Source organism: Micromonospora sp. WMMD975 (assembly GCF_029581215.1).
Lineage (GTDB): Bacteria > Actinomycetota > Actinomycetes > Mycobacteriales > Micromonosporaceae > Micromonospora.
Genome location: NZ_CP120739.1, coordinates 6,407,463 through 6,420,501, shown reverse-complemented (window position 1 = coordinate 6,420,501; position 13,039 = coordinate 6,407,463). Strand labels below are relative to the sequence as shown.

Here is a 13,039-nt window from a genome sequence, read left to right as displayed (position 1 = left end):
CGGTAGGGACGCCAGCGGGGTCAGGAGACGCTGATGTCGTAGTAGTTGACGTGGCCCTGGGAGTAGCTGAGGAACCCGGTCACGCCCTTCTTGAAGATGTAGTACTTCTGGGAGTCGACAAGCGGGATGGCCGGCATGTCACCCACCAGGAAGTCGTTGACCTGCTTGATCAACGCATCCCGGTCGGGCCCCGGCTGGGTCTCCAGGATCTTCCGGGAGAGCTCGTCGACGGTCGGCGAGCTGTAGTTCTGCAGGTTGGTCAGCCCACCCGTGGAGTAGAAGACCTGCAGGTAGTAGGCGGGGTCGGGCACCAGCGGGGTGCTGGTGGCCAGCCAGCTCTGCAACTTGCCCTCACGCTTGGCGGTGTCGAAGTCCGCGCCGGAGGCGACGTTGTTGAGCTTGACCTGGATGCCGACCTTGGCCAGTTGCGAGCGCAGCAGGACGGCGACCTGCTCGCTGTGCGCCCCGACGTTCGCCGCGTTGTAGGCCAGCTCCATCGGGAAGCCGTTGGGCAGGCCGGCCTCGGTCAGCAGTTGCTTGGCCCGGTCGAGGTTCTGGGCGAAGGGCTGGCTGGCCGCCGGGGCGCCGAAGTCGTCGTGGATGAAGTCGTTCGAGGGCGTCGCATAGCCCTGGTACGCGGAGTCGACGATCGCCTTGCGGTCGACGGCGTAGGAGATGGCCTCGCGGACCCGCTTGTCGTCGAAGGGCTCGGCCTTGAGGTTGGGCACCAGCACGTCGATGTTGGGGTAGAGCACCCGTTCCAGCCGGGCCTGGTCGCTTTCCTCAAGTGAGGAGAGCTGGTCGAAGGTCATCGCGGTGGCGATGTCGACCTGCCCGCTCTGGGCCAGCTGGAGTCGGTTGGAGGTGTCGGCGACGGCGCGGACCACCACGTCGGTGACCTTGGGCTTGCCCCGGAAGTAGTTCTCGTTCGCGGAGAGCCGGACCTCCTTGCCCGGGTCGAACGAGCGCACCTGGTACGGCCCGAAGGTGGCGGTGTTCTCCCCCAGCCACTTGTAGGCGTACGGGTCGTCGGCGGTGGCGTGCTTCTTGGCCTCCACCGAGTCGTACATGGTCATGAAGAAGGTGCTCAGGATCGACACGCTCACCGCGTTGGGCTTGGCGACGTTGATGGTGAAGTTCTTGTCGTCGGTGACGGTGATCGGGTTGGCGGTGTCCCAGCCGCCGATGCCCATCAGGATCTTGGCGATCGGTACGCCGGTGCTGTTGACCATCCGGTCGACCGACCACTTCACGTCCGCGGAGGTGATCGGGTTGCCGAACTGGCTCTTGGCGTCGCGCAGCGTGAACGACATCTTCTTGCCGCCGTCGTCGAGCTTCCAGGACTCGGCGAGCTCGGGCTCGATCTGGTCCGGCGTCTGGAGTTTCGTCGCGCCGGCCTCGGGCTTCTTGAAGCGCACCAGGGTCCCGGCGGTGTTGGGGAGCAGGTCGATCGAGATGAAACCCTGATAGCGCTCGGAGTCGAGACTCGACAGGACTCCGGGCGCGGCGATCGTCAGCGCCTGGCCGGCGCCGGCGTCTGACTTCTCCGCATCGTCGGCGCCGCAGGCCGCGAGAGCCAGGCTCGCCACGGCGAGCACTGCCACGGCCCGCACCCGCACGGAACGCATTCCCATGCCGACACCTCCATATTGTGTGCAAGCTTGAATATGTCTAGCGCAACGAACCTGGTAAAGCGGATAACACGAGCGATGCTTGTATACAAATTTGGCCCTGTCAAGGCTCCATGCAGGTGGAAACCCGCAGCTGGCCGGGCCGGATGCTCACGCCGGGCGGCGGGCCAGGAACCGACCGGCGTCCTGCCGGCCGACGAATCGCCCACGGCGGGCGATCAGCTCCCCCCGCAGATAGACCGCGTCGACCCGACCGGGCACGTGCCACCGCTCGAACGGCGTGTAGTCACAGTTCTGCGTCATCGTCTGGGCGAGCACCACCGAGGCCGCCTCCGGGTCGAGCACGACCAGGTCGGCGTCGGCGCCCCGCCTGATGACCCCCTTGGTCGGGTACAGCCCGAACCGGCGGGCCGGCTCGGTGCACGCCACCTCGACGAAGCGCGGCAGGCTCAACCGCCCGGGGCGTACGCCGTGGCCGTAGAGCAGCGGCACCCGGTGTTCGATGCCCGGCGCCCCGTTGGGGATCCGGCGGAAGTCCTCGGCCCCCAGGCTCTTCTGCCCGGCCATGCAGAACGGGCAGTGATCCGAGCTGACCACCCCGAGGGTGCCCTCCCGCAGCCCCTGCCAGAGCGCCTCCCGATGCTCGGCGGTGCGCAGCGGCGGGCTGACGACGTACTTGGCCGCCTCGAAGCCGGGCTGGTGGTAGAGGTCGGCGTCGAGCAGGAGGTAGTGGGTGCAGGTCTCGCCCGCGACCGGCCGGCCCGCCCGCTGGGCCTCGGCCACGGCGGCGACCGCGCCCGCGGTGGACAGGTGCACGAAGTACAACGGGGCGTCGGCCAGGTCGGCGAGCATGATCGCGCGCCGCACCGCTTCCACCTCGGTCTGGGGTGGCCGCGACAGCAGGTGCGCCAGCGGTCCGGTACGACCGGCCCGGACCAGCCGCTCGGCGAGGACGTCGATGACGTGACCGTTCTCGGCGTGCACGCAGAGCGTGGCGCCGAGGCGGGACGACTCGGTGAGGATGGAGAACAGCTCCGCGTCGTCGAGCATGGCCAGGCCCTTGTAGGCCATGAACACCTTGAAGCTGGTCACGCCGTCGGCCACCGCGAGCGCCATGTCCGCCACCAGGTCCGGATAGGGCGAGGTGACGGCCAGGTGGAAGCTGAAGTCGATGGCGGACCGGCCGCCGGCCCGCCCGGCCCACCGGGCCAGCACCTCCGGCAGGCGCTCGCCGGCGCGCTGGAAGGCGTAGTCGACATACGTCGTGGTGCCGCCCACGGCGGCGGCCCGACTGGCCGAGGCATGGTCGTCGGAGGTGATCGCCCCCATGAACGGCGTATCCATATGTGTATGCACATCGACGCCACCGGGGATGACGATCTTTCCGCGGACGTCGACCTTCTCGATATCCGCCGATGCGGGAATCCGGCCGACACTCTCGATGCGCCCCGAGTCCACGAGCAGGTCAGCCCGGTGGACGCCGTCCTCGGTGACCACCGTGCCTCCGACGAGACCGAACCTTCGCGGCATCTCTTCCCCGTTCAGTGCAGATGAGGAAACGCGAGTGACAGGCAGGCTAGGCAGTGGACCGTATACAACTCGATGGGGACGGCACAAGGAGTCGACCCGACCCCGTACCGACGCCGACGGGCCTGGTCACCATCCCGACCAGCCGCCTTCTTGCATACATAACGCTCCGCTGCGCTCAGTAGATGCAGTGGAACCCGCTGCTCAGTCCGGCAGGTTCGCCTGACACCCCTAGACGGGCTCCGCCAGATTACATACAATCTGGCGCAACGTGAAGGAGGTCGCCGTGACTCATACCGGCAAGCGACGGGTCACCATCGAGCAGGTACCCCAGCGGGTGTGGCGGGCACCGGACCTGCCCTTCGGACTACTCGTGCGGGAGATCAACGCCGACCCCGAGACCGGCGCGCAGACGCTCGTCGTCGACGTCCCGCCCGGCTGGCAGATGCCCGAGCACTGGAACAGCGCCGACATCGAGCTCCTGGTCCGCGACGGCGACCTGTCCATCGCCGGACGCCAGTGCCGGCGCGGGCACTACCTCTTCCTGCCCACCGGCACCGGGATCGGCCCGGTCTCCTCGACCGAGGGCGCCACGTTGATCTTCTGGACGGACTCGCCGTTCGAGGTACGCACGGACGAACGGCCCCCGCCGTCGAAGCCGCTCGGCGAGACCGTCGACCTGTTCGACAAGGCCAACTGGCTGCCCGTCCAGGAGGCGTTCGCGGGAGTGACCGACACCAGCAGCCACGGCGACCTCGAGGTCCCCACCCAGTGCATCAGGTTGCGCAAGGTCGAGGAGACCGGCAAGGACACCATCCTGTTCGTCCTGCCGCGCAACTTCGCCAAGACCGCGCTGGAGTTCCACCACAGCACGGAGGAGATCTTCTTCCTCGGCGGCTGGTGCGCCACCGACCCGGAGCACGTCTACCGCACCGGGGAATACCTGTGCTGGGAGCCGGGCGTCATCCACGGCGTGGTCACCGGCTGGGATGCCATCTGCCTGTCCAAGCACCACGGCCCGCTGACCAGCCCACAGATCCCGCTCGGGGCGACGAGCGTGGACGCCGAGCGGTGACGGCGCTGCCCGGCCGTGGCCGCCGGATCGCCGCCGCCGACGCCGGAGCGGGCGTCGCACGCCCGGCGTTCGTCGTGCACCGCGACGAGCTGGCCTACGAGCTGATCTCCAGCCTCAACCACAACGCCGACGACGAGGGGCTCGTACACCGCCTCGTCGACCGGCAGCTCACCGGCGACCCGGACTGCGAGTTCCTCACCGGGGTCTACCGCATGGAGCCCGGCATGACCCACCCGCTGCACCTGCACGCCGACTCGGCCGAGTTCTACTACGTGCTGTCCGGCACCGCGCTGTTCCGGGTGGCCGACGAGGAGTTCGAGGCGGGCGCCGGCACCGCGATGTACATCCCCGCCGGTGTCGCCCACGCCATCTCCACCGGCGGCGGGCACGACATGGAGTTGCTCTACTCCTTCAGCACCCCGGACCTGAGCGGGATCGGCACCCGGTGGTTGTAGCCGCCGCGGACGGACCCGGCACGGAACAGGCCAACCGCAGGAACGGATCCGGCGACGCGCGGCGCGTCGGCTGACGAAGGGAACTACGGTGCGCAGCATCGAGCACTGGATCGCCGGGGCGCCCGTCACCGGCACCGACTACGCCACCGTGCACCAGCCCGCGACCGGGCAGCCCCAGGCCCGGGTCGCGGTCGGTGGGCCGGCCGAGGTCGACCTGGCCGTCGCGGCGGCGGCCCGGGCCTACGAGTCGTGGAGCGAGATGTCGCTGTCCCGGCGGACCAAGGTCCTGTTCCGGATGCGGGACCTGGTGGAACGGCACGAGGACGAGCTGGCCCGGCTGGTCACCGCCGAACACGGCAAGACCGTCGAGGACGCCCGGGGCGAGGTGATCCGGGGCCGAGAGGTCATCGAGTTCGCCTGCGGCATCCCGCAACTGGTCAAGGGCGCCTACTCCGACCAGGTCTCCACCGGCGTGGACTCGTACTCGCTGCGCGCCCCGCTCGGGGTCTGCGCCGGCATCACCCCGTTCAACTTCCCGGTCATGGTGCCGATGTGGATGCACCCGATCGCCATCGCCTGCGGCAACACCTTCGTGCTCAAGCCCAGCGAGCGCGACCCGTCGGCGACCAACCTGGTCGCGCAGCTCTACGCCGACGCCGGCCTGCCCGACGGGGTCTTCAACGTGGTGCACGGCGGCAAGGCTGCCGTCGACGCGCTGCTCGACCACCCGGACGTGGCGGCGGTGTCGTTCGTCGGCTCCACCCCGATCGCCAGGTACGTGCACGAGCGCGCCGCCACCTCCGGCAAGCGGGTCCAGGCCCTCGGCGGGGCGAAGAACCACGCCGTGGTGCTGCCCGACGCCGACCTGGCCGACGCGGCGCGGCAGATCACCTCCGCGGCGTACGGCTCGGCCGGGCAACGGTGCATGGCGATCTCCGCGGTCGTGGCGGTCGGCCCGGCCGGCGACGAGCTGGTCGAGCTGCTGGACAAGGAAGCCTCGACGATCGTGGTGGGCCCCGGCGACCAGGAGTCCGCCCAGATGGGACCGGTCGTCACCGCCGAGGCCCGCGAGCGGGTCATCAGCAGCGTCGACGAGGCGCAGCGGGCCGGGGCCACGGTCGTCGTCGACGGCCGCGGGCTGCGGGTGGACGGACACGACGGCGGATACTTCGTCGGCCCGTGCCTGCTCGACCGGGTGACCCCGCAGATGTCCGCGTACCAGCAGGAGATCTTCGGACCGGTCCTGGTGGTGCTGCGGGCGCAGAGCCTGGACGAGGCCGTGGCGATCATCAACGCGAACCCGTTCGGCAACGGCACCGCGCTGTTCACCTCCGGCGGCGCGGCGGCCCGCCGCTTCGTCCGGGGCGTCACCGTCGGCATGATCGGCGTCAACGTCCCGCTGCCGGTGCCGATGGCCTACCACTCCTTCGGCGGCTGGAAGGCGTCCCTCTTCGGCGACACCCACATCCACGGCCCGGAGGGGGTGGCGTTCTACACCCGGGGAAAGGTCGTCACCAGCCGGTGGCCGGGCGGCACCGAGACGTTCCGCTCGGACTTCCACTTCCCCACCGCCACCTGAGGCGAGCACGACCCGGTCGGGCAGCGCCGTCACCGATCCTGGTGGGCGTGGTACGCGGAGATCCGCTCCCGAATGGCCAGCCGCTGCGGATCGTCGGTGTCGTCGAGCAGGTCGAGGGCCTCCCGGCCCCGACGGAGAGCGTTGTCGTGGTCGCCGACGGCGCAGAGAGCCTCCGCCAGTACGGCGAGGGCACGCGCCTGACGTAGCGGGTCGGCCAGTTCGTCGCCGATCGCCCGGGCGAGGGTGGCGTCGGCCAGCACGTCACGGTGCCGCCCCAGGCGGAGTTGGGCCTCGGCCGAGATGATGAGGGCGTCGCACCGGATCGTGTCGTCGGTGACCCGGTCGTGCAGGTCCAGAGCGGCGCGGCCGAGGTCGAGCGCGGTCTCGGGGTGGCCCGTGTCGAGGCTCAGTTCGGCGAGCCGAACGTGGTGGAGGCTACGGCCCCGAAGCGAGCCGATCCGGTCCCAGATGGCGAGTGCCTGCTGGTAGAGAAGACGGGCCTGGTCGTACCGTCCGAGCTGGCGGTGGGCGTCACCGAGGTGGTAAAGCGTGTACGCCTCACCTGTCGCGTTCTCGGCCGCGCGACAGTCGGTCAGGACCTCCTCGAAGGTCTCGATGGCGGTGGTGGTCGCCCCGGTCCGTAGGTGCACGGAGGCGAGATTGTGCCGGCAGGCCGTCTGCAACTCGGCGAAGCCGTTCTCCTCGGCGAGACGCAGAGCCTCGGCGAACAGTCGGCCGGCGCGGTGATAGTCGTGGGTGGTGAAGTAGGTGGCCCCGAGGTTGACGAGGGTGCCCGCCCGGCCCGGGTCGTGACCGTCGGCAGTCGCGGCGTCGAGTGCGATGCGCAACATCTCCCGCATGTCCTCCTGACTTCCGGAGCGGTCGAAGACCTCGTGGACCGTGTCGACGGTCTGCCAGGCATGCCTGTGGAACCCCTCCACCGCCGCGCTGCGGACCAGGTTGAGCACGTTGGTCCGCTCCGTCTCGAACCATCGCAGGGCGGCGCCGTCCGAGGTGAACGTCATGGGTGGCACCACGCCCGGCTCGGGCAGGTCGGGCACGGGTGCACGGGTGGGCTCCAGGATGGCGACGGCGTTGACCGCCGTGAGCAGGTACCAGTCCAACAGCCGGCGCAGTGCCGCTCGCCGCTGCTCGGCGGGCTCCTCCGCCCGGGCCCGGTCGGCGGCGTACCGGCGTAGCAGATCATGCATCCGATATCGGCGGACGGTGTCGTGGCTGACCAGGTGGGCGCGGGCGAGCCGGTCGAGGGCCCGCTCGGCACCGGCGACGTCCACCGCCAGCATCGCCGCCGCGGCCTCCGCCCCGATGGTGCCGCCCGGAAAGAGGCCGAGGCCCAGGAAGAGCCGAGTGGGTATCGGAGCGAGCGCGTTGACCGACCAGGCGAAGACAGTCCGAAGGGTCATCTCATCGGTGTCGTCGCCCTCGATGTCGAGTAGTCGACCGGTGAGTTCGTCGGCGAGGTCGCCGAGTCGTGCCTGGGGCCGGGAGACCACGTGCTCGCCGATGACCCGTAACGCCAGCGGCAGACCGCCCGACAGCCGGGCCAGCGTCTCCAGTGCCGCGGGTTCGGCGTCGGTGCGTTCGGGTCCGATGATGCGGCCGAGCATGTGGTGTCGTTCCAGGTGCGACAGGGGTGCGACGGTGAGGCTGCGGATGCCGTGCCGAACACTCAACCCGCGGAGTCGATTGCGGCTGATCACCACTGTGAGGCTGGTGTCGGAGCGGGGCAGGAGCTGCTGCGCCTGGTCGGAGTCGACGACGTTGTCCAGCACGACGAGCATGTTCCGCCCGTCCATCAGCCGGTGGTACAGCTCGACGCGTCGATGGGCGTCGGCGGGCACCCGATCCGCCGGGACACCGAGGGCGACGAGAAAGCGGTGCAGCGCTTCCTGCGTGTCTACGGGCGGTACCGGGCCGTGTGCTTCGGCGTTGAGATAGAGCTGTCCGTCGGGGAACCACCCCTGCCTGCGATGTCCCCAGTGCCCGGCGAGGGTGGTCTTGCCCACTCCGGGCATCCCGGTCAACACCACCACCTTCGAAGTGCTCTCGCCGGCGGCGAGGGCGTCCAGCTCGTCCAGTAGGCCGCGGTGCCCGGTGTAGTCGGGCACGTCGTTCGGCAACTGCCGGGGCACCGGTACCGCCGCGCCCTCGGCGGTGAGGTGGTTCCCGGCGGACATGCCGGGCAGGAGATCCGCGATGGTGAGCACCGGATCGGCTCGCATCGCACGGCGGTAGCGGCGGCGGTAGGCGGCGAGGAAGTCCCGCGCGTCGTAGGTGCGCCCGGCCGCATGCAGTGCGGTGATCCACAGCCTTGCCAGGCCCTCGTCGAGTGGGTTCTCGATCAGCAACGGTTCCAGCCGAGCCAGCACCCGGTTGTGCTGACCGATGGCCAACTCGCTTTCCGCCAGCATTTTCACTGCGCTGAATTGCCTTTCGCGCATATCCCGTCGAAGGTGTTCGCACCGCGCCCCGCGCAGGTCCGCGAGCGGATCGCCCCGCCACAGCTCGTCCGCTTTGGTGAGCAGGGCGACGCACCGGTCATGCTGATTTCGGTCGACCGCCTTCCTCGCCTCGGCGGCCAACCGCAGGAATCGGTGGTAATCCACCAGATCGGGATCGATGGCCAGCCGGTAGGCGCCGGTCCCGGGCACTCGAACCAGGGAGTTCTGCAGGTCGACCACCCTCAGGGCGGCCCGCAGACGACTGGCCAGTGTGTAGAGCAGCGGGCGGCGAGCATCGACAGCCGAGTCCTGCCACAGAAATTCCACGATCGTCTCCACCCGCACCGGATTGTCGGCGTGATAGAGAAGGACGGCGAGCAGGCCGCGCTGCTTTGCCGCACCCAGCGGGATCGACCGCCCCTCGACCGTAAGCTTCGTGGGACCCAGAATCGCGAACTCCATCAGCTCCGCCCCCACCATTCTTGATCGACATGTGCCTATTTCATTCTCGTTCCAGCGGTCAAGCGCTTCAAACCCTTCTCCGCGGAATCAAAAATCAGACACCCCACTTCCCAGCCTTCTGCAAGCCCGCTGCAAGGCGACCGGCAAGCTGATCCGCAACCGGCTCTTCGACGCTGAATCCCGCCGACATTCAATGCTGGAGGGACACCAATGACGTCGCTGGAATGGTCATCCACCCCCGTTGGCATCGACGCCCACCGCTGGGCAACCCGGTCGGGCTGCCGGACGGTGCTCGTCGTGGCGCACACCATCGCGAGCTGCCGGCGGCTCCTGGACGTGATCGAGTACGTCGAGAGCGACCCGAGGGTGCAGCTGGTCTTCACGGTGGCGCCGGACGTCTTCAACCATCAGGTGAAGCGATTCCTCGACCGGCTGGGCGCGCTCGTCCTCCCCTGGCACCAGGCCGTCCGGGAACGGTTCGATCTGGGTCTCGCCGCCGCCCACGGCGGACTCCACCACCTGCACGCACCCCTGCTCCTGATGGCCCACGGCGCCGGGCACGGCAAACGGGTACGCCCCGGACCGCATGGCGGACCGTTGCTCGCCGAGCCGCCGGTGTACGGTCTCGACGCGCAGCGACTGACCCATGGTGGGCGGGTCCTCCCGACGGCCCTCGCCCTCTCCCACGATCACGAGTTGGAGGTGCTGCGCCGGCAGTGCCCGGAGGCGGTCGAGGCCGCCGTGGTGGTCGGCGACCCCTGCGCCGATCGGCTCGTCGCCAGCCTCCCCCGGCGGCGGGACTACCGGCGGGGCCTGGGGCTGGGCGAGCGGGAGAAACTCGTCGTGGTCTCCTCCACCTGGGGCCGGGACGGCGTCTTCGGACGGTGGCCCGACCTGCTTCCGCGGTTGATGACGCAGCTCCCGGCGGGCCGGTACCGGATCGCCGCGCTGCTGCACCCGGCGGTCTGGGACGCCCACGGACACCGCCAGATCCGAGCCTGGCTCCGGGACTGCCTCGACGTCGGGCTGCTGCTGTCCGACCCGACCGAGGACTGGCGCGGCCCGGTGGTCGCCGCCGACCACGTCATCGGTGACCACGGCTCCGTCACCGCGTACGCCGCCGCCATCGGACGTCCGACCCTGCTGCTACCCGCGCTGCGGTCGGTGCCGGCCGCCGGCACGCCTCAGCACCTGCTGGCCGCGGGCGCCAACCGCCTGGATCCGCGCCGGCCGATTCCTCCCCAGCTCTCCCTCATCACGGGAGTCGACGAGCAGGCGGTGATGGCCGCGCTGACCAGCCGTCCGGGGGAGGCCGGCGTGTTGTTGCGGCGCACCATGTACCGCCTGCTCCAGCTGACCGAGCCCGGCCGGCACCGACAGTCAGGCCCCGTGCCGGTGCCGAGCCTCGACCGTCGGGAGGCCCGGCATGACCTCGCCGGCTGAGCCCGTCGTCGTGGCACTGTCGGCCGGTGGGCAGGCGCCGCGCCCGGCCCGGTTGGCCGACATCGTCGTGGCCATCGTCGACGGCGACGACCCGGCCGAGGTCGGTGCGGGCCTGCTGACGGCGTATCCCGGGCTGGCCCTCGCCGTCGTCGGCACCCCGGCGGGGGAGGTCGCCGTTGGGGTGCGCGGCGATCCGCCACTTCGCCTCGGCCGGCTGGCCGCACCCGGCCGGCTGACGATCGGGCTGCTCACCGTCACGGGTCGGCTGCTCCACCGCCGGTGGGTCACCGGAACCCTGCGCCACCGGCGTACCCGCGCGGAGGTGCTATCGCTCGTCCGCGTCGCCACCCAACTCGTCCAGCCGGCGGAGCACGTCGGGCAGCCGAGGCGCGGTGAGCGCGGCGAAGACGCTGGCGGCCTCCCGGTAGTGTCGTCGTGCGGTCTCGTCGTCGCCGCGCCGATGGGCGATGCGGCCGAGCAGGAACACCGCCTCTGCCCGTTCACTGTCGGCGCCGAGTCCGGCCATCCGGCGTACCGCCTCGGTTGCCGACTCCTCGGCGGTGCCCAGGTCGTCGGTGCCGAGGCGGGCATCGGCCAGGCCGATCAGCACCCGGGCGGCGTTGTAGGGGTCGACCTCGGACAGCTCGGCGAAGATCTGCCCGGCCTCCACCAACAGCGGTAGCGCTTCGGCCGGCCGGCCGGTCCGGGTCCGGAGCATGCCCAGGTTGAGACAGGACAGGCCCACGCTCCGGACGTTCGGCAGCGTCCGCCGTCCGGCGAGGACCCGGGTGTACGCCTCCGCCGCCAGTTCCTCCCGGCCGGTATCGGCATAGAGGGTGGCCAGCCCCTCCTCGGCGTCGATGACGCCCTGAGCGTCGCCCACCTGCCGATACCTGTCGACCGCCGCCCGACCATGTCGCTCGGCCGCGTCATGGTCGCCGAGGCGGCTGTACGCCCGACCCAGCCGCTTGAGCATGACCGCCTCGGCCCACACGTTGCCCCAGGCCCGGGCGGCCAGCACCCCGCGCTCGTCGATCGCCAGCCGGTCCTCGTAGCCCTTGAAATAGAGCAGGAGTGGCCAGACCACGTCGCTGAGCTGCCAAGCCAACTCGTGGAGGCCCAGGTCGAAGGCGACCCGGCCGGCCTCCAGCAGGTTGCTCCGCTCCCGATCCAGCCAACCGAGGGCGGCAGCCCGGTCGGCGAACTCCGGTGGCCCGTCCAGGTCCTGTTGATAGACGTACGGCAACCGTCGCCGGTAAGGGGTCACCACGAGATCCGCCCGACGGGCGGCGGCGAGGTAGAACTCCAGCATCGTGCGCACCGCCGCCAGCCGGCCGTCGGGCCGATCATGCTGCTCCGACATCTCCCGCGCGTACAGCCGGAGCAGATCGTGGTAGCGGAAGCGATCCTCGGCCACCTCCTCCACCAGGTTCGCGTCCAGCAACTCCCCCACCACGGCGCCCACCCGGGCCCCGTCGGCGCCGGCCACCGCCGCGACCAGATCCATCCCGAACTCCGCCCCCGGGTGCAGAGCCAACCTCCGGTACAACATCGACGCCTCCGGCGTCAGCGCCTCGTACGAGAACTGGAACGTCGTCCGGACCGACAAACCGTCCACCACCGAAAGCCGGGTCAACCGCTGCGCCTCGTCGGCCAGCTCGGCGACCATCCGTCGTACTGTCAACTTGGGACGGGAAGCGAGCCGTCCCGCGGCCACGACGAGCGCGATGGGCAGACCGCCGCAGATGCCCGCCAGTTCCTCGGCCGGCGCGAACTCGCGGAGAATCCGCTCCCGGCCGACGGCCCGCCCCAACAGTTCCACCGCCTCCGGGGCCGGCAACGGACCCACCTCGACCAGGCGGGCGCCGTCGGGCAGCAACCCGGTCAGTCGCCGGCGGCTGGTCACCACGACCACCGCCGACGCCGACGCCGGCAGCAGCGCTCTGACCTGAGCCGCCGAGAACGCGTCGTCGAGGACCACCAGCAGGGACCTGTCCGCGGTCACCGTGCGGTAGAGGGTGACCTGTTCGGCCAGGTGCGGGGGAATCCGGTCCGGGGCCACCCCCAGGGCCCGGAGGAAGGCGGACAGCACCACGCCCGGGTCCAGAGGCTCGGTGCCGCTGAACCCCCGCAGGTCCGCATAGAGCTGCCCGTCCGCGAAACGGTCCAGCCTGCCGTGCGCCCACTGCCTCGCCAGCGCCGACTTTCCCACGCCGCCCGGACCGAACAGAACGGCGACGAGGTTTCCCCGCTCGGCGAGATACCCGTCCAGCACGCACATCTCGCTGGTTCTGTTGGTGAAGTTCGGCGACGGCGCCGGTAGCTGCCGGGGGATCGGAGAACGGTCGACGGGAGCGCCACCGAAATGCACGCCGCCGTGGATGACACCGGCCTGGACGCTCAAT

The 13,039-nt window shown here is 70.3% G+C and carries 8 protein-coding genes; 4 read left to right on the top strand and 4 right to left on the bottom strand.

The window, feature by feature from the left end:
• Window positions 1–20: 20 nt before the first annotated feature.
• Both O7613_RS28910 and hydA read right to left on the bottom strand, forming a co-directional pair.
• The gene (locus O7613_RS28910; RefSeq protein WP_282291027.1) at window positions 21–1,634 is read right to left on the bottom strand and encodes an ABC transporter substrate-binding protein; all 1,614 of its coding nucleotides are present in this window, start codon (window positions 1,632–1,634) and stop codon (window positions 21–23) included.
• A 147-nt stretch (window positions 1,635–1,781) separates the two neighbouring features.
• The gene (gene hydA / locus O7613_RS28905; protein WP_282291025.1) at window positions 1,782–3,161 is read right to left on the bottom strand and encodes a dihydropyrimidinase; all 1,380 of its coding nucleotides are present in this window, start codon (window positions 3,159–3,161) and stop codon (window positions 1,782–1,784) included.
• 283 nt (window positions 3,162–3,444) lie between these two features.
• Between hydA and O7613_RS28900 the strand changes: the two genes are divergently transcribed.
• The 3 genes from O7613_RS28900 to O7613_RS28890 all read left to right on the top strand — a co-directional run bounded on the left by O7613_RS28900 (window position 3,445) and on the right by O7613_RS28890 (window position 6,267).
• A complete protein-coding gene (locus O7613_RS28900) occupies window positions 3,445–4,233 on the top strand; it encodes a DUF4437 domain-containing protein (protein ID WP_282291024.1) in 789 nt (262 codons plus the stop codon).
• Window positions 4,230–4,688: a dimethylsulfonioproprionate lyase family protein gene (locus O7613_RS28895; protein WP_281585187.1), complete on the top strand. Its 459-nt coding sequence runs from the start codon at window positions 4,230–4,232 to the stop codon at window positions 4,686–4,688. Before O7613_RS28900 ends, O7613_RS28895 begins: the two co-directional genes overlap by 4 nt.
• A 97-nt stretch (window positions 4,689–4,785) precedes the next feature.
• On the top strand, window positions 4,786–6,267 hold the full coding sequence (locus O7613_RS28890) for a CoA-acylating methylmalonate-semialdehyde dehydrogenase (protein ID WP_282294641.1): 1,482 nt from the start codon (window positions 4,786–4,788) through the stop codon (window positions 6,265–6,267).
• A gap of 29 nt (window positions 6,268–6,296) precedes the next feature.
• Here the strand turns inward: O7613_RS28890 and O7613_RS28885 are convergent, their stop codons facing one another.
• The gene (locus tag O7613_RS28885) at window positions 6,297–9,191 is read right to left on the bottom strand and encodes a BTAD domain-containing putative transcriptional regulator (RefSeq protein WP_282291023.1); all 2,895 of its coding nucleotides are present in this window, start codon (window positions 9,189–9,191) and stop codon (window positions 6,297–6,299) included.
• Window positions 9,192–9,488: 297 nt separating this feature from the next.
• On the opposite strand from O7613_RS28885, the gene O7613_RS28880 reads away from it, so the two are divergent.
• A complete protein-coding gene (locus O7613_RS28880; protein ID WP_282291021.1) occupies window positions 9,489–10,634 on the top strand; it encodes a hypothetical protein in 1,146 nt (381 codons plus the stop codon).
• A 325-nt stretch (window positions 10,635–10,959) separates the two neighbouring features.
• Here the strand turns inward: O7613_RS28880 and O7613_RS28875 are convergent, their stop codons facing one another.
• The gene (locus O7613_RS28875; protein WP_282291019.1) at window positions 10,960–12,909 is read right to left on the bottom strand and encodes a tetratricopeptide repeat protein; all 1,950 of its coding nucleotides are present in this window, start codon (window positions 12,907–12,909) and stop codon (window positions 10,960–10,962) included.
• Between the last annotated feature and the right edge of the window lie 130 nt (window positions 12,910–13,039).

Coding starts and splice junctions, on each gene's coding strand:
- O7613_RS28910 (WP_282291027.1), bottom strand. CDS start 1,634: ATGGGAATGCGTTCCGTGCGGGTGCGGGCCGTGGCAGTGCTCGCCGTG.
- hydA (WP_282291025.1), bottom strand. CDS start 3,161: ATGCCGCGAAGGTTCGGTCTCGTCGGAGGCACGGTGGTCACCGAGGAC.
- O7613_RS28885 (WP_282291023.1), bottom strand. CDS start 9,191: ATGGAGTTCGCGATTCTGGGTCCCACGAAGCTTACGGTCGAGGGGCGG.